Annotated in this window: 17 protein-coding genes; 9 read left to right on the forward strand and 8 right to left on the reverse strand. The window is 40.8% G+C overall.

Going from position 1 to position 17300, the window contains the following annotated elements; translation table 11 throughout:
* Positions 1–2: 2 nt before the first annotated feature.
* Positions 3–623 carry a YidB family protein gene (locus AC4CVD_RS08625; RefSeq protein WP_062032773.1) on the reverse strand — a complete coding sequence of 207 codons (621 nt, stop codon included), beginning with the start codon at positions 621–623 and terminating at the stop codon, positions 3–5.
* 107 nt (positions 624–730) lie between these two features.
* Entirely contained in the window at positions 731–1198 is a 468-nt protein-coding gene (locus AC4CVD_RS08630) for a DUF6231 family protein (RefSeq protein ID WP_490752878.1), read from the reverse strand.
* Between the two features lie 34 nt (positions 1199–1232).
* On the opposite strand from AC4CVD_RS08630, the gene AC4CVD_RS08635 reads away from it, so the two are divergent.
* Positions 1233–2102 carry a DUF2797 domain-containing protein gene (locus AC4CVD_RS08635; RefSeq protein ID WP_490752880.1) on the forward strand — a complete coding sequence of 290 codons (870 nt, stop codon included), beginning with the start codon at positions 1233–1235 and terminating at the stop codon, positions 2100–2102.
* A gap of 82 nt (positions 2103–2184) precedes the next feature.
* Here the strand turns inward: AC4CVD_RS08635 and AC4CVD_RS08640 are convergent, their stop codons facing one another.
* The 3 genes from AC4CVD_RS08640 to AC4CVD_RS08650 form a co-directional block, all read right to left on the reverse strand.
* Positions 2185–4047: a SurA N-terminal domain-containing protein gene (locus AC4CVD_RS08640; protein ID WP_490752882.1), complete on the reverse strand. Its 1863-nt coding sequence runs from the start codon at positions 4045–4047 to the stop codon at positions 2185–2187.
* Between the two features lie 131 nt (positions 4048–4178).
* On the reverse strand, positions 4179–4451 hold the full coding sequence (locus tag AC4CVD_RS08645) for an HU family DNA-binding protein (protein ID WP_004697018.1): 273 nt from the start codon (positions 4449–4451) through the stop codon (positions 4179–4181).
* Positions 4452–4619: 168 nt separating this feature from the next.
* Positions 4620–5087: a phasin family protein gene (locus AC4CVD_RS08650; RefSeq protein ID WP_004984677.1), complete on the reverse strand. Its 468-nt coding sequence runs from the start codon at positions 5085–5087 to the stop codon at positions 4620–4622.
* A 193-nt stretch (positions 5088–5280) separates the two neighbouring features.
* On the opposite strand from AC4CVD_RS08650, the gene AC4CVD_RS08655 reads away from it, so the two are divergent.
* The 8 genes from AC4CVD_RS08655 (at position 5281) to fdx (ending at position 11469) form a co-directional block, all read left to right on the forward strand.
* On the forward strand, positions 5281–5928 hold the full coding sequence (locus AC4CVD_RS08655; protein WP_419277816.1) for a hypothetical protein: 648 nt from the start codon (positions 5281–5283) through the stop codon (positions 5926–5928).
* Positions 5929–6041: 113 nt separating this feature from the next.
* Positions 6042–6515 carry an Rrf2 family transcriptional regulator gene (locus tag AC4CVD_RS08660; protein ID WP_004697011.1) on the forward strand — a complete coding sequence of 158 codons (474 nt, stop codon included), beginning with the start codon at positions 6042–6044 and terminating at the stop codon, positions 6513–6515.
* Between the two features lies 1 nt (position 6516).
* Positions 6517–7734, forward strand: a complete 1218-nt coding sequence (locus AC4CVD_RS08665) for an IscS subfamily cysteine desulfurase (protein ID WP_087013624.1) — start codon at positions 6517–6519, stop codon at positions 7732–7734.
* Positions 7735–7838: 104 nt separating this feature from the next.
* Positions 7839–8225 carry a Fe-S cluster assembly scaffold IscU gene (gene iscU, locus AC4CVD_RS08670; protein ID WP_004697007.1) on the forward strand — a complete coding sequence of 129 codons (387 nt, stop codon included), beginning with the start codon at positions 7839–7841 and terminating at the stop codon, positions 8223–8225.
* A 36-nt stretch (positions 8226–8261) separates the two neighbouring features.
* The gene (gene iscA, locus AC4CVD_RS08675) at positions 8262–8582 is read left to right on the forward strand and encodes an iron-sulfur cluster assembly protein IscA (RefSeq protein ID WP_004697006.1); all 321 of its coding nucleotides are present in this window, start codon (positions 8262–8264) and stop codon (positions 8580–8582) included.
* A 119-nt stretch (positions 8583–8701) separates the two neighbouring features.
* On the forward strand, positions 8702–9217 hold the full coding sequence (gene hscB, locus AC4CVD_RS08680; protein ID WP_078426551.1) for a Fe-S protein assembly co-chaperone HscB: 516 nt from the start codon (positions 8702–8704) through the stop codon (positions 9215–9217).
* A gap of 37 nt (positions 9218–9254) precedes the next feature.
* Positions 9255–11114, forward strand: a complete 1860-nt coding sequence (gene hscA / locus AC4CVD_RS08685) for a Fe-S protein assembly chaperone HscA (RefSeq protein ID WP_490752885.1) — start codon at positions 9255–9257, stop codon at positions 11112–11114.
* A 16-nt stretch (positions 11115–11130) separates the two neighbouring features.
* A complete protein-coding gene (gene fdx / locus AC4CVD_RS08690; protein ID WP_004697000.1) occupies positions 11131–11469 on the forward strand; it encodes an ISC system 2Fe-2S type ferredoxin in 339 nt (112 codons plus the stop codon).
* A gap of 78 nt (positions 11470–11547) precedes the next feature.
* On the opposite strand, the gene AC4CVD_RS08695 is transcribed toward fdx, so the two are convergent.
* The 3 genes from AC4CVD_RS08695 to mfd all read right to left on the reverse strand — a co-directional run bounded on the left by AC4CVD_RS08695 (position 11548) and on the right by mfd (position 17194).
* The gene (locus AC4CVD_RS08695) at positions 11548–13011 is read right to left on the reverse strand and encodes an adenylate/guanylate cyclase domain-containing protein (protein WP_058869684.1); all 1464 of its coding nucleotides are present in this window, start codon (positions 13009–13011) and stop codon (positions 11548–11550) included.
* Positions 13012–13069: 58 nt separating this feature from the next.
* On the reverse strand, positions 13070–13504 hold the full coding sequence (locus AC4CVD_RS08700) for an HIT domain-containing protein (RefSeq protein ID WP_004696995.1): 435 nt from the start codon (positions 13502–13504) through the stop codon (positions 13070–13072).
* A 231-nt stretch (positions 13505–13735) separates the two neighbouring features.
* Positions 13736–17194: a transcription-repair coupling factor gene (gene mfd / locus AC4CVD_RS08705; RefSeq protein ID WP_490753507.1), complete on the reverse strand. Its 3459-nt coding sequence runs from the start codon at positions 17192–17194 to the stop codon at positions 13736–13738.
* Between the last annotated feature and the right edge of the window lie 106 nt (positions 17195–17300).

The raw sequence follows: 17300 nt of genomic DNA on the forward strand, positions 1-17300 counted from the left end.
ATTTAACGCTTTAAAAACCCTGACACTAAGTTCAATACCTGTTGAATATCCGCGTTGGCTTCTTGAGGGTTGGTTTGTCCTGCTTGCGGGGTGAGTGAGTCAATAATTTGCGGTAATACTTGTGAAATAGCACTATATACATCTTGTTTAGGTGCATTCGCTTGCTCTGCAACTTGCTCCACCGCGGCATCATCAAACAAGTTTTGCACTTGCTCTGGATTTACACTGGCGTTTTCTCCTGGTCCTGTAGAAACCCAGTCCTCAACCTGACTGCTTAAACCTTGCCCTTTGAGTTTATCTAAAGCTGCCTGCAAACCACCTTGCTGTTGAATCCATGCCAAAATCAAAGGCAATACTGCAATCAATAAACTTTTTCCACCGCCTGCGAATCCTGAGTTCTGCGAGTTTGGCGCCTGCTGCGACTGCCCACCAGTCAAACCACCCAACACCGAGCCTAAAATATCACCCAGACCACCCTGTTGTGTTTGGCCTGTACCACCCGCTCCGAGTTGTCCAAGCACCGAACCCAAAATTCCACCCAAACCACTTTGTTGGTTTGACTGTTGCTGACCGCCCATGGCCTGCTTTGCTAAAATTTCTATAATATTATTCAGGTTCGTCATCACTCTATCCTTTCTAGGTTTTTAAACAGCATACGATGTTTAAAAAAACCCTATAGAGATAAATTGTTAATTTTTGCTATGAATGAAAAAATAGAGTCGCAGTCGAATCACCAACGGAATTTATTCCAGTTTTCAGGATTCGCCCAAAATTTTGAATTGAACCAGTCAGGCACATGCTTATAGGTCAAAATATTAAATTGCCATAGAGCAAAGTCTTTATCATGCGTCGTTTTATCAATCAGTTGAGTAAAACCTAAAGCACGAAGCAGTTGTTCATCCTGCAATTGACTCACAACCACAATACGCTTTGCCATCAAATCTCTTAAACGCACCAATAGTTGTGATTTTTGTTGTGAGCTTATATTTTGCATTTCTGCCGTGTCAAAAAGCACAAAACCTAAATCATAGCGCTGGGTAAAAGGCAGACTTAAAAAGTCAGATACGCTAAAATATTGCCATTGAATAGATTGATGATGATTTGGGCTGAGATCCTGCCCAATGCACAATGCAGTTGAAATAGGCTGTTCTTGAGATAAATCGTCTAGCATAGAAGTAATGACGTTCAGTTCAGCCATAACCGCATCCTTAATATTGAGTGAGTAATTCTGTATGGAACTTCAAGGCATTTGCCATAAAATGCATGCAGGTCTTAAGGACCTTAGTGTAACTGATCAACATACACACAAGGCAAATGTTGAATATAAATTTATCCTAGATCGTTCAGAAGTTGACCTTCCTTTTAACTTGGGTCAAGAAATTGAGATTGAATGGACTGGTAAAATCTTCTGTGTTTCATGTGGTGCTAAAACATCTAAATCGTTTTCACAAGGCCATTGCTTTAAGTGCTTTAAAACCAAAGCCTCTTGTGATATGTGTATTATGAAACCTGAAACCTGTCACTACCACTTAGGCACCTGCCGAGAAGACAGCTTCGCGCATGAAGTTTGTTTCCAGCCACATATTGTTTATTTAGCTAACTCAAGTGCCCTAAAGGTTGGGATTACACGGATTAGCCAAATGCCAACCCGTTGGCTTGATCAAGGTGCAACCCAAGCCCTTCCAATTATGAAAGTCGGTTCGCGTCGTCTTTCAGGTCAGCTCGAAATTATGTTTGGCACACAAGTGGCAGACAAAACCGATTGGCGTAAACTGCTCAAGGGCGAAGCAGAACCACTCGACTTGATTGAAGTTCGCGAACAACTCATCGAAGAATTTGCACCTAAAATCCAAACCATTCGTGAGGAATTTAGTCAAAACCTTGAATTCAATGAAACGGTTGAGCTTTTGGAAACTGAACAGCCGCGCGAGTTTGTTTATCCAGTTGAGCAATATCCTGAGAAAATTAAATCTCACAATCTGGATAAAACCCCAGTTATTCGCGGTAAGTTACAAGGGATCAAAGGTCAGTACCTGATTTTAGATACAGGCGTAATTAATATTCGTAAATATTCAGGTTATGAGCTCAAAATTCGTGCCTAAACCTACTTACCCTTAAATAAAGTTTGTTTATCTACACACATAAAAAAACCTGCACGAATGCAGGTTTTTTTATGGCATGAGATTATTTAATTTTCGCATGTGCTTTTAAGTATTGCACATAATCTTCAGCTTCTTGCTGACCACGAAGTTGTTGATATAGCTTCGAAAGTTCGGCTAACTGCTCATCCGTCAATGCACTAGACGTCGTCTTATTTACATTTGATACCGCGACCACCACCATTTCTGTTGGCAATAATGCTGTTGTTACAGACCACTGTCCTGCTTTTGGTGCCGCTTGGCTAAATGCCGCACGCTCAACTGCACGTGGTAAGCCTTGTGAACGAATAAACACTTGTGGTGGAGTAAAGGTCAAACCGCTCTTGGCAACAACTGATACTGCTGGTTGAGTTTTAAAGTCTTTTAAACTTTGAGCAATTTTGGCTTTAGCAGCATCATAAGCTTTTTGTTCAACCAATTTTGCTTTCACACGTGGTGTTGCTTCTTGAAGCGTTTGGACACCTGCCGCATGATAATCACGTACTTTTGCCCAAACCACATCCCCATTTGGAAGTTGAATGCTGCTGGTCGCGTTACGATCACCGTTTCTAACGTCATCGTTAAACAGTTTCACTTTTACCGCAGCATTACTTAATACAGGATGCTGTGTAGATAAGGTCATGCCTTTTACAGTTTGAACTTGTACACCTTTAACTTCTTGAGACACCACATCTAAAGCATCTGAGTCTACAACCAGTTCATTTAAACTGTTTACAGTATCAGAGAATGCATTGGCTGTTTTATTCTTTTGAACTTCCGCCGTCAAACGTGCTTTTTCATTTTCAAAAGATAGCAACTTCACAACTGGCGCATCAGTTTCAATGACATGGTAACCAAATTCAGTTTTTACAGGCGCTGATACTTGACCTGATTTAAGTGATGCTACAGCTTGGTCAAAAGCATCACCAAAAGTGCCTTTGTTATAAACTACTAAAGTACCACCATTCGCTTTAGATGCAGTATCTTCAGAATATTGAGCCGCAGCTGCCGCAAAGCTTGTACCTGCTTTAATTTTTGCAACAACTTCTTCTGCACGTTTTTTCGCTTCAGCATCTGTACGTGCATCTGTCGTAATCAGAATATGTTTAACCAAAGGTGCAACATTATCTTTTTGTGCTTCAACAAACTGTGTATAGGCTTGCTGCAACTCGGCATCTGTTACAGGTGAAGCAGCAGGTACATTGGCTGGTGTTAACAACACATAGTCAACATCTACACTTGCCACTTGTTTAAACATAGCTGGGTGTTGCTTGTAATAGTTTTCAATCTCTTGTGCTGAAACCTTGACGTTCTTTTTATATTCATCAAGATTTACATTGGCAAACTGTACAGTACGCTGTTCTGTTTGTAAGTTAGCAATTTGTTGAATATCTAATTTACTCACCAATGCATAATCAACAAAAGTCGAACGCATCATTTTTAATGCATGGTCTTGACGTAAGTTTGCAACGAGCGCATCACTACTCATACCCACAGACTGCAAATAGCTTGAATAACGCGTTTCTGAAAATTTTCCATTTTCTTGAAAACTTGGCTGTTGAGCAATCATCTGTTCAATTTGAGTATCACTGAGTGAAATGCCCAGCTTTTCAGCCTGTTGTAATAACAAAGTATTTGCGATCAGTTGGTCCATCGCTTTATCTTTAATAAAGCTTTGGTTGAGTAAAGTTTCATCCCCATTGGCATAAGCTAAGAATTGTTCTTTAAAGGAAGCGGTTAAGGTCTCTAATTCCTTTTCAGAAATATCTTGGCCATTGACTGATTTTACAGCGTCTTTTGATCCGCTACTAAAATATCCTTCAATACCTACAAGTGCTAAAGGGGTCAAAAACAAAATGAGCAAAGCTTTGCCCAACCAACCCTTAATAACTTTACGAAAAGATTCCATAAGTATTCCAATATTTTATTTGCCCGAGATTTTAACTGAAAAGCAGCAATGAATGAATGTGTTATCGACACATTTTCTAATGTTTAATAAAAAACGCGCCGAAAAGGCGCGTTTAGTATTTATTTAAAAGATTAAGCAACAGAATCTTTTAAACCTTTACCAGCTTTGAAGCTTGGTACTTTGCTTGCTTTAATTTCTAAAGTAGCACCAGTTTGTGGGTTACGGCCAGTACGTGCAGCACGTTCTTTCACGTTGAAAGTACCAAAACCAACAAGTGTAACTGTATCACCAGACTTAAGCGCTTCAGTGATTGAAGCAATTGTAGCGTCTAAGGCCTTACCAGCATCAGTCTTAGACAATCCCCCTTTCTCTGCAATTGCATCAATTAATTCTGATTTATTCATGTGGATCGCGTCCTCTTAATATCGTTTATTTAAGGTCCAAAAATTTAGTATAAATTACCGTAACGCCTTTATAGCAATGCTTTAGGTGAAAACGCAATACTCTGTATATGCTTTTTTGGAAAATAAATCACAAAAAAACGTTAAAAAAGGTACAAAAGCACAACCAGATCACTTTTTATTCACTTTTTCGTTTAACTTCTTATTTTCTTCAATCAAAACATCGATTTTATCATTCAGTTGAAGAATCAGGTTTTCTAAGTACTGAATGTCTTTCACCGTGACCAATCCAATCCGGTTTAAGGAGTGATTTACCCCGCGATCTACAATCTTCTCAACCTTGTCTTTAGTATCCGTCACCGATTCACGCGCTTTTTCAGATACCTTTTCAACCGTTTGGTCAGCAATCTCAGTGGTTTTAGATTCTAACTCTTCGCCGACTTGGACCAACGAGTCAAATAATTTATTCCCCTCTTCCTCTGCACGTGAAAAAGCACCCAAACCGGCTAACCAGATTTGCTTGGTATACTTTCTAAAATCCAAACTATTTTTACGATGAAAATGATGCTTAGTTTTTGTTTTTTTTAGTGTTTCATCTTCTTGCGAAATATCATCTAACTCTATATCTGCTTTTTCCATTAGCACCATCTCCTGCATGATTTATGTGCAAAAACATCCAAAAAATCTTATAGATTGCACTATACTAGCAAATATTAGACTTGATCGATTTGTAAAACTGTTCTACAAAGCATCTTTATTACATTTTTATTTTTAAGTCTGAAGTTTTTGCGAGCAGGATGCTCATTTCAGGTCAGGATTTAGGTTACTACTTATGAGTGATTCTCAAAAAGAACACAATCAAACACATATGCTACTCACTATGGTGATGATTGTTCTTGAGACGATCTTTTCTCTTATTTTAAAACACGACCGCGTGGTTGCACTTCACTCTAAAAAATTTGTTGAGCAAAATATTGCGATTAAAATAAATAGCTACCTGCCTTATTTCGACTTCTATATCACCTTTACCGCTCAAGGTGTTTTATTTGACGCCAAAGCACCAGAAAAACCGGTCGACTTAGATGTACGCACCACATTGATGGATTTAATTAAAATTTTCGTCTTCGGAAACCGTCGTAGTATCAAAACCATGCGTATTGATGGCGACATCACTTTAAAAGATGAGTTTCGAGATTTAGTTTTACATTTTAGTGCACCTAAAGTTCTTGCCGACTGGAAAAACTGGTTAACCGAACCGACTGATCCACAAAATGTGGTTGCATCCAAAAAGCGTATTGCACCACTGTTAGAGAAAATTGAAGAACAACGTTCTAAAATCAATACCCTACAGGTTGAAGTAAAACAATACAAAAATCGTATTCGCCGTATCGAGCAACGTCAAAAACGTATAAATGTCACATTTTTTGTGTTTTCTATACTTTTGATTAGCTTATTGGTATATAATATTTGGCTTGCATAACTACATAATATTTCAAGCAAATTAAATACACACAATCCCTATTAAAAAAACTTGACTATTTTAGTCAGGATTCTTAAAATCGGCACATCTAGTCTAATCATGTGTATCGAATCATGCGCTTAACAACTCGCGGACGCTACGCAGTGACTGCTCTACTTGATTTAGCTTTGCAGCCAACTGAACAAACGATCACGCTTGCAGAAATTGCAGCTCGTCAAACTATCTCTGTTGCTTATCTTGAGCAGTTATTTGCGAAATTAAAGCGCCACGGCTTAGTTTCTAGTATTCGTGGTGCCAACGGTGGTTACCATTTAGCTCGTCGCGCTGATGAAATCACGGTATTAGCAGTTATTGAAGCTGTAAACGAAACAGTTGATGCCACTCGCTGTGACCATAAAGGCAACTGCCAAAATGGTGCAATGTGCTTAACTCACGATTTATGGCAAGAACTCTCCCATCACATTGCCGACTATCTCGCTAAAATCACTCTTGCTGACCTTGTAGCACGTGACAACGTTCAAAAAGTTGCCATTCGCCAAAATACAGCACCTTCAGATTCAGCCCTTTTATCGGTAACAGGTATTTGACATGAAACGTCCAATTTATCTTGATTATGCAGCAACAACTCCTGTAGACCCGCAAGTCGCTGAACGCATGATGGAATGTCTGACATTTGACGGCACATTTGGCAACCCAGCATCTCGTTCTCATGCTTACGGTTGGCAGGCAGAAGAAAAAGTAGAATATGCACGTGAACAAGTTGCGAACTTGATCAAAGCAGATCCACGCGAAATTGTTTGGACTTCTGGTGCAACTGAATCAGATAACTTAGCTCTTAAAGGCGTAGCACAATTCTATGCGTCTAAAGGCAAGCACATTATTACAAGTAAAATTGAACACAAAGCTATTTTAGACACTTGCCGTGAGCTTGAGTCTGAAGGTTTTGAAATCACTTACCTTGAGCCACTTCCAAACACGGGCTTAATTACCCCTGAAATGGTTGAAGCAGCTATTCGTCCAGACACTATTCTTGTTTCACTTATGATGGTAAACAACGAAATTGGTTCTGTGACTGATGTTGCAGCAATTGGTGAAATTACTCGTGCACACAAGATCTTCTTCCATGTCGATGCTGCGCAAGCTGCAGGTAAAGTTGAAATTGACCTTTCAACAATGAAAGTTGACCTTATGAGCTTCTCTGCTCATAAAATTTATGGCCCTAAAGGTATTGGCGCACTCTATGTACGTCGTACTCCACGTGTTCGTTTAAAAGCGCAAATGCATGGTGGTGGTCATGAACGCGGTATGCGTTCTGGTACACTTGCAACACACCAAATCGTTGGTATGGGTGAAGCATTTGAACTTGCAGGTAAAAACTTAGCTTCTGAACAAGCACGCATTCGCGTACTTCGTGACAAGCTTTGGAATGGCTTACAAGACTTAGAACAAATTTTCTTAAACGGCCACCCGACACAAAACGTTGCGAACTACTTAAACGTAAGTTTCAACTTTGTTGAAGGTGAATCGTTAATGATGTCGTTGAAAGACGCTGCTGTATCTTCGGGTTCAGCTTGTACTTCAGCAACATTAGAACCTTCTTATGTATTACGTGCACTAGGTTTGTCTGACGAACTTGCGCACAGTTCAATTCGTTTCAGTTTTGGTAAATACACCACTGAAGCAGACATTGACCATGTACTTACAGTGACGCGTACTGCGGTCGAGAAACTTCGTGAACTTTCTCCACTTTGGGACATGTACAAAGACGGTATCGACCTTTCTACAGTTGAGTGGGCTGAACACTAATTTTTACCATTGAAGTCATCCACATACTGGATGACTTCATTGAAAAATCAAGTTTTGACCCCATATTTAATATTAACGCTGACCCCGAGGTTTGGAGACGCATCATGGCTTATAGCGAAAAAGTAATTGACCATTACGAAAACCCTCGTAATGTAGGTGTATTAGACAAAAATGCTGAAAACGTAGGTACAGGTATGGTCGGAGCACCTGCATGTGGCGACGTTATGCGTTTACAGATTCAAGTAGATGACAACGGTGTGATTGAAGAAGCACGTTTCAAAACTTATGGTTGTGGCTCTGCTATTGCATCAAGCTCTTTAGTGACTGAATGGCTAAAAGGCAAAACTTTAGATCAAGCTCAAGCGATCAAAAACATTGATATCGCAACTGAACTTGCTCTTCCTCCAGTAAAAGTACACTGTTCTGTACTGGCTGAAGATGCTATTAAAGCTGCTGTTGAAGACTACCGCAGCAAAAAATCTAAAGCTTAATTGCTTCGCATTTTAAAGAAAGATTAGGGAGTTTTCATGATCAACTTAACTGAAAATGCTGCAACTCATATCAGCAATTATTTAAAAAATCGCGGTAAGGGTGAAGGTATTCGCGTTGGCGTGAAAACTTCAGGCTGTTCTGGTTTGGCTTATGTGCTTGAATTTGTCGATTCAATTGATGCACATGACACCACCTTTGAGCAGTTTGGGGTGAAAGTATTTGTAGACCCAAAAAGCTTGGTTTATCTCGATGGTATGGAGATGGACTACGTAAAAAATGGTTTAAACGAAGGCTTTGAGTTTAACAACCCAAACAAAAAAGGCGAATGTGGCTGTGGTGAATCTTTCACCGTATAACAGTTCATTAACTTGCTTTTCAACATTAAAACAGTGTGTATCACACTGTTTTAATTGCATTTACATAGAGTGTTTTTGCTTTCGCAATGACCCCCAATTTAGCGCGGAATCCCTCTCCTATGAATCATTTTGAGTTGTTTAACCTCCCAGTAGCACTCGATATTGATTTAGCAACCTTAAAATCAGAATTTTTAAAGTTGCAGCAACAATATCACCCAGATAAAGCTCTCGATAAAGATCAAGCCCTCATAAAATCAAGTGAGATCAATCAAGCATTTAAAGTTTTATCTCAGGTTGATAGCCGTGCAGGATATTTATTAGGATTAAAAAAACAAGATTATCATCTTGATCAATCCATCAATGATTTTGAATTTCTCCAGTCCGCCTTAGAAATCCGTGAACAACTTGATGAAGCACGTTCAGCAGATGAATTACAATCACTCAAATTAGACGTTCAACAATGGATTGATGGTTTAGTCCGCGAATTCAAAATTGATTTTGAAGAGGAAGATTGGACTGAGGCACGTGATGATGTCCGCAAACTTCGCTTCTTTGTAAAAGTCATGCATGACATTGATAAAGCTGAAGATCGTTTTGAAGATGACGATAGCTTTGATTTAGATGATGAATTTTAACTTATTTTTAATTTTTGACGCTCAAAGGATGTAACACATGGCTCTCTTGCAAATTGCAGAACCTGGACAATCAAGTGCGCCACATGAACACCGTATTGCCATTGGTATCGACTTAGGTACAACTCACTCTCTAGTTGCAACTGTACTTTCAGGCAAAGCAAAGGTTTTGCATGATGAACAAGGTCGTGTCTTACTCCCATCGATCGCGCATTATGGTGTAAACCAAACCCAATATGGCGACGAAGCAAAACCATTTTTGACTGCTGACCCTAAAAATACCATCGTTTCAGTCAAACGTTTTATGGGGCGCTCTAAAGCCGACATTAAGTTTCAACACCCCTACACTTTAGTGGGTGAAGATAATCAAATGCCTGCTTTTGAAACTGCTCAGGGCCGCAAAACCCCTGTTGAAGTGTCCGCTGAAATTTTAAAGCAACTGAAAGATCGTGCTGAAGCGAGCTTAAAAAATGAAGTCAATGGTGCAGTAATTACCGTTCCTGCATACTTCGATGAAGCTCAGCGTCAAGCGACACGTGATGCCGCACAACTTGCTGGTTTAAACGTATTGCGTCTTTTAAATGAGCCTACTGCTGCTGCGGTTGCGTATGGCCTGGACCAAGAAACCAATCTTGCGCATGATCACAACTATGTGATTTATGACTTGGGTGGCGGTACCTTTGACGTTTCAATTTTACGCTTTTCACAAGGCGTGTTTGAAGTGTTAGCAACGGGTGGCCATACCGCATTAGGTGGTGATGATCTTGACCGTTTAATCGTAAAATGGGCGAAAAAAGAACTCAATATCGACCAATTCGATGACACTGAATATGCACACGTTTTAGTTGCTGCACGTAAAGCCAAAGAAGCTTTAACTGATGTAGAAAGCGTTCATTTACACGTCCTAGAGCACAGCTTAACGCTTGATCGTGCGACATTTGAAAGCATTATCAAAGTTGCTTTAGATAAAACGATTAGTGTCTGCAAACGTGTCCTCCGCGATGCCAAACTCGAACTCAACGACATTCAAAACGTAGTTTTGGTCGGTGGCTCAACTCGCTCTTATGCTGTACAAAACGCTGTACGCGATGTGTTTGCTCAAGAGCCATTATGTACCATCAACCCAGATGAAGTTGTTGCTATTGGTGCATCGATTACAGCCAATCAGTTGATTGGAAACACAGCCGATGGCGCATTACTGCTTGATGTAACTCCGCTTTCTCTCGGTCTGGAAACCATGGGCGGCTTGGTTGAGCGCCTTATTTCACGTAATACCGCAATCCCAGTTGCACGTCGCCAAGAGTTCACCACCTACCAAGATGGCCAAACCGCGATGCTGATTCATGTGGTTCAAGGTGAGCGTGATTTGGTTGAGCATTGCCGTAGCTTAGGTCGTTTTGTCCTTCGCGGCATTCCACCAATGACTGCGGGTCAAGCGCGTATTGAAGTGACCTTCCAAGTGGATGCCGATGGCCTACTGACGGTTTCAGCTAAAGAAACAACCTCTGGCGTACATGCACAAATTGATATCAAACCATCATATGGTTTGGCTGATAGCGATATGGAACGCTTACTGCTCGATGGTTACAAGTTTGCTGAAGAAGATAAAAATCTTCGTCACTTACAAGAAACCAAAGTTGAAGCAAAACGCGAACTCGAAGCTTTAGAGCAAGCCCTAAAAGTGGATGCTCACCTGCTCACGAGTGAACAACAAGTTGCATTAAATGCGGCCAAAACTTCATTAGAAGCAACACTTGAAACAACAGAAATCAAAGCAATTGAATCTGCTGTTGAACAGCTTAAAATATACAGTGATGCTTTTGCAGCAGCACGTATGAATCAGCATATCGATGCAGCGCTGAAAGGCACAAAACTCGACGACTGGTCAAACTCAAACTAATTTATAGGTAAAGACTATGCCACGTATTAAAGTTCTCCCACATGCGCAAATCTGCCCAGAAGGTGCTGAGTTTGAAGTTGAACAGAATGCGAATCTTTGTGAAAGCTTACTGAAAAATGGAATCAAAATTGAACATGCGTGCGATATGTCCGCTGCATGTACAACTTGCCACGTTGTCGTACGTAAAGGCTTTGACAGTTTAGAAGAAATGAATGATGTTGAAGCTGATCTACTGGATCGTGCTTGGGGCTTAGAACCCGACTCTCGTTTGTCTTGCCAAGTAAAGTTAGTGGATGAAGACTTAGAAGTTGAAATTCCTAAATACACGATTAACCACGCGTCTGAAAATCACTAATTTTTTTCAAAGCGTAAAAAAGCCACTCATTGTAGTGGCTTTTTTACGCTTCTTACTTTTGTATCTCACACCATCAAGTTAATGATATTCATTTTTCTGAACAGGCTCTATTACTTCATCTTCAAGATTGAGTTTGACGATACCTTGTGAATTGGTCATCTTTTGTTGGGTTTGAATGCGTTGAATCATTTTTTCTAAGACTTGAATCAACTGCGGATATTCAAAATTCTGCACTTCATCTAAGTTCAGCAGTAAATGAAACCCTTTATATTCATAATCAAACCAGCGTTGATAGTCTGATTTTTGCGAGGTATATTTTTCAACGACTTGCCACGTCTTTACAGCACCTTTAATTCCCTTAAGGAAAATTGGCGCTTTCGGTGCACAAAGATAATCATTTTTTACTAAATTATGTGTATCGTCCGAAATTAAGATTTCATCCACTTGCGCTGCACTTTGTAAACGTGCAGCAAGGTTTGCATCACGACCAACAATGGTATAGGCCATACGGTGTGATGCGCCATAGTTCCCTACGTGACAATACCCTGTAGAAATCCCCATACGAATATGCAATGGTGGATAACCCATTTTCACCCAACGCTCGCGCAGGATTTTCATTTGCTGACGCATCGCCATAGCCATTTCCAAACAGTTTTGAGCATCACGCTCCACACCTTCGGAATTAGGGTCACCAAAGAACACTAAAATTGCGTCGCCCATGAATTTATCAACAGTACCTTCATATTGCTTCGCAATCTCGGTCATGTGTTTTAAATAATCATTGAGTAGGAATGCTAAATCATCCGGAATTAAGCTTTCAGAAAGCTCTGTAAAGCCCTGAATATCTGAAAAGAAAACTGTCAGTTTCTTACGCTTGTATTCAATTTTCGCTTCAGACTCACCCTTCATAATCGATTGCCACAACTGAACTGGTGCATAGCGACTCAGCTGATTGGCAAACTCCATATAACGGTTCATCTGATCAAAATAGTGATTTTTGCGGCGGTATATGTCTTGCATTTGGTTGCGCTGATAATAGCTACCCACGCCAAAATAAGTGGTGAGGCACAAAAAACCCAATACGATCAGTTCGGTACTGGTAGCCTCGAAATACTCACCAAAACCGAAGACAAAGATAATTGAGATATAAAAGACAACCACCCCAATCAGGCTGGCCAAAGACACCATCAAAAAAGAAATTTTATTGCTAATAGCCGTGTAAAGCATAGCAAAAATGGTTAAAAATGTGAGTACGATACTGAGATGTACAGCGGCTAAAATGATCGCAGTAATGACAATATCAATAACAAACATTACACCGCGTCGCATCTTATTATTGAAGCGATAACCTAACCACCTTGAAAATGGGGGGGTGATCAATAATACAATGAGCAACAGCAGCGGCACGTAAATCTGATATTGAGTATCTGCCATCGTATAATGATAGACGATGGTTATTAAAGACAGCATGCCATATCCCATCGCACGATGGAAATACACAAATTGTTTGGGCTCTTTAGATAACCAATGATCTAATGGCACTGCTCGTTCCCCATTATGCGCACGATCAAATCATCCCTGATTTGATTTCTCACGTGTATTAGTCCATACGCCAATCGAATGGCATATCACCTTGGCCACGTAGTGCAAGCATTAAAGTTTGACGCATATGCGCAAGCACTTCATTGCTATAAGGAACAGCGGGAGTACCCCAAACTGGTTTTGGCCATGCGACGTCGTTTTGATAACGTACAACATGGTGAAAATGGAGCTGCGGAACCATATTACCTAAAGCAGCAACATTCATTTTGTCAGCACGGAATACACGAGCCAATTGGCTTGATAACCAGCTTGACTCACGTAAAAACTGTTCTTGGTCGGCTTGACTGAGTTCATATAACTCAGTGATGCCTGGCACGCGTGGAATTAAAATTAACCACGGAAATTGCATATCATTCATTAAGCGACATGTTGAAAGTGGAAAGTCGCCTACAAAAAACGTATCTTGAGCAAGTTGTGGATGCAAACTAAACATATCTTTATAAATGATGCAAATTAGAATAATGGCTAATACTATCACATCCAATCAGAGGTGAATATTGTAAGCAATGTGTTTCAACACAAATAAACTACGTTTTACTTTGAACCACATCACATTTATTACTTTAATAAATTTCATCAAAAAATCAAGTCTTTCTTTTTATAGCGCAAGTGCGCAAGAAAGACCAGATATCTGTATGAAATCACAGCAAATTAAAACTAAATTTTAATGCAACTCTTTCAACAAACTTTCCAATAAGTCATTGATAAATTGAATCCGTTTTTCATATTCCTCTAGTATGACCATGACCTTTAAGCGCTGACCACCTTCCATCCTAAAAAAGGTCGGGTGTTTTTGCATCATCTGAATAATACTAATTGCCTGAACAGGAGTATCTGGTGAAAATTCAATCGTACCACCATTGGCAGAAATATCCACTTTGGTAATGCCCAGTGTTTCTGCTTTCAAACGCATCTGATGTACAGCAAAAAGCTGCTTTACAGGTTGTGGTGGTATCCCAAAACGGTCAATCAACTCCATACGAATGTTATCGAGTTTTTCCTGACTGTCCGTATTACTAATACGCTTATAGAACAATAAACGCTGATGGACATCTCCCAGATATTCATCTGGAATCAAGGCCGGCATATGTAAATTGATTTCTGCGGTCAGTGAGAGTGGCGCATCGAAATTTGGGGTTTTGCCCTTTTGAATGGCTTTGGTCGCCTTTTCGAGCATCTCCATATATAAGCTATAGCCAATGGCTTGCATTGAACCACTTTGTTGCTCGCCAAGTAGCTCACCCGCTCCGCGAATTTCCAAGTCTTCTGTCGCCAACATAAAGCCCGCACCTAATGTCGATGCCCGCTGAATCGCATCCAGACGTTTTTCAGCATCACCTTTTAATCCTTTGATGGATGGCACCAACAGATAGGCATAAGCTTGGTGATGCGAGCGCCCTACACGCCCACGTAGTTGATGCAACTGCGCTAAACCCAGCTTATCTGCCCGCTCAATTAAAATGGTATTGGCATTCGGAACATCAATCCCTGTTTCAATAATGGTTGAGCAGACCAGCACGTTATATTCTTTATGGTAGAACTGCTGCATGACTTGTTCTAACTCGCGTTCACGCATTTGACCATGTGCAACAGCCACACGTGCCTCAGGGACCAGTTCTCGAAGACTCTCCGCTGCACGTTCAATAGTTTCTACTTCATTATGTAGAAAATAAACTTGTCCACCACGCAGTAACTCACGCAAGATGGCTTCTTTAACTGAATCACCCGTATGTTCTTGCACAAAAGTTTTTACCGCTAAACGTCGTGCAGGTGGTGTGGCAATAATTGATAAATCGCGCATGCCACTAAAGGCCATGTTTAGAGTTCTAGGAATTGGAGTTGCAGTCAAAGTCAACATGTCCACATCTGCACGCATCGCTTTAATCCGCTCTTTATCGCGTACACCGAAGCGATGTTCCTCATCCACAATCATTAAACCCAAGTCTTTAAACTGGACACTTTCTTGTAGAATTTTATGTGTACCAATCACGATGTCGACTTTGCCCTCAGCTAAGTCTTCGATCGTTTTCGTATGTGATTTACTGCTGCCAAAACGTGATAAAACTTCGATGCGAATAGGCCAGTCTGCAAAACGGTCTTTAAAAGACTCATAATGCTGTTGAGCCAGCAACGTCGTCGGCACCAAAACAGCTACCTGTTTATTGTTCTGTACCGCTAAAAATGCTGCGCGCATCGCAACTTCGGTTTTGCCAAAACCCACATCGCCACAGACCAAGCGATCCATCGGTTTAGCCAGTTGCATATCATACAAAGTCGCCTCAATCGCATTGGCTTGATCGAGTGTTTCCTCATAGGCAAAGCCACTAGCAAACTGCATATATTGACCTTGATCTAGCTCAAAACCAAAACCTGGTTTGGCTTGGCGACGGGCTTGGATATGCAATAACTCCGCTGCTACATCATGGATTTGCTCTAATGCTTTACGCTTTGCTTTGCTCCAAGCATCAGTACCCAACTTATGCAAGGGTGCTAAGTCTGGATCGCCGCCACTATAACGGCTGATCAAATGTAAATTGGTGACAGGAACATAAACTTTGGCCGCATCGGCATAATCGAGCTGCAAGAACTCATAGTCTTGCTCATCAATGCTTAATGTGACTAGGCCCGCATAACGCCCCACACCATAGTCGATATGCACCACCGGCGCACCCATACTCAGTTCAGTCAAACTACGGATGAGAAACTCTTCCGAAACCTCTTGCTGACGTTTACGACGACGCTGTACAACGCGATGCTCATACAACTGATTTTCAGAAATGATGCTAATGCTGTCTTTTAATACCAAGCCACGCTCTAATGGCGCACTGGTAATTGCAATGGCATGCAAGGATTTTTGAAATTCAGCAAAATTCTCAACATTAGGAATCTCTCCCAATGTGGTGCGCAATGCATCTTTTAAAGTTTCACGACGCCCAGCGCTTTCAGCAACCAGTAATACTGGATGATTAGCAGCATCAATATACTGTTTAACCGCATGAAAGGGCTTTTCATGTTTAGGATCGACCGCTAAACGTGGTGGAAGCTCCGTGTTTAAATTAATCACACCCGCTTTTAGATCAAAAGCCTCGACTGAGGCAATAATGCGGGGAAAGGTATTGAGCTGTTCTAAAACTTGATTGGTCGAAATAAAAAGATGGTTAGGGGCTAAAATTGGCTGGTCAACATTATGGCGACGATCTTCATAACGTCGATCGATTTCTTTCCAAAAAGTATCTAAACCATCATCAACTTGCTTATCTGTAATGACAATGGAATGACTTGGTAAATACGAAAGCAGTGTACTTTGAGCTTCCATCTGCGCAGCACTGAAAAATAGCGGGAAATAGAACTCAATCCCTGGTGATGCAATCCCTTCTAACACATCCTGATAAATTGGATTTTTCTTTGGATTTGCCGTCGGAAACATTTCGGCATAGCGATCACGAAATATGCTGCGTGCCTCTTTCAGCGGAAACTCTTTAGCCGGTAATACGGAAAACTGTTTTAAGTTTTGCGTAGTGCGCTGTGTTTCAGGATCAAAAAATTTAAGGGTTTCAATTTCATCATCAAATAAGTCTATGCGAATTGGTGCGGCTTGACCTGAGGCATAGATATCCATAATGCTACCCCGAACCGCAAATTCACCATGGTCATATACTGTGTCGACCAAATGATAGCCTGCTTGAATCAAACGCTTCTTTTGCTGTTCCAATTCAAACTTTTGACCAACGTGAATATCAAAGTGTTCTCCCAACACCCACGAAGTCGGTGCTACACGCTGCGCCAAGGTCGAAGCAGAAATCAGTAAGACGCCTGTTTGCGGCATATTGGATAAAATTGCGAGACGCTCAGACACAATATCCTGATGAGGAGATAAACGGTCATAAGGCAGAATTTCCCAGTCTGGGAAAATGGTCGGTCGAATACCGTAAAATTCAAATTCACTTTCGAGTTGTGCTAAGTGTTGATTATTTTTCGCCACAACCACAAAGAGCTTTTTATTTTGTGTACTTAACGTTTGAATGAATAATGCAGCTGAAGAGCCGAGCAAATTTCCCAGCCAACGTTTTTCGCCTGCTTTTAGTTGTTGCACATTCAGTTGGGAGATTTCTTCTTGGAACATGGACATGGCTTTAGCGTTTAAAAACATGCGTCATATACTAGCATGATGTCCTCTCGCTGCATGTTATTTTTCACGACAAGAACAACATCAATCTAGCGCTAAGTCC

This window comes from Acinetobacter sp. LipI_23 (genome assembly GCF_058243045.1).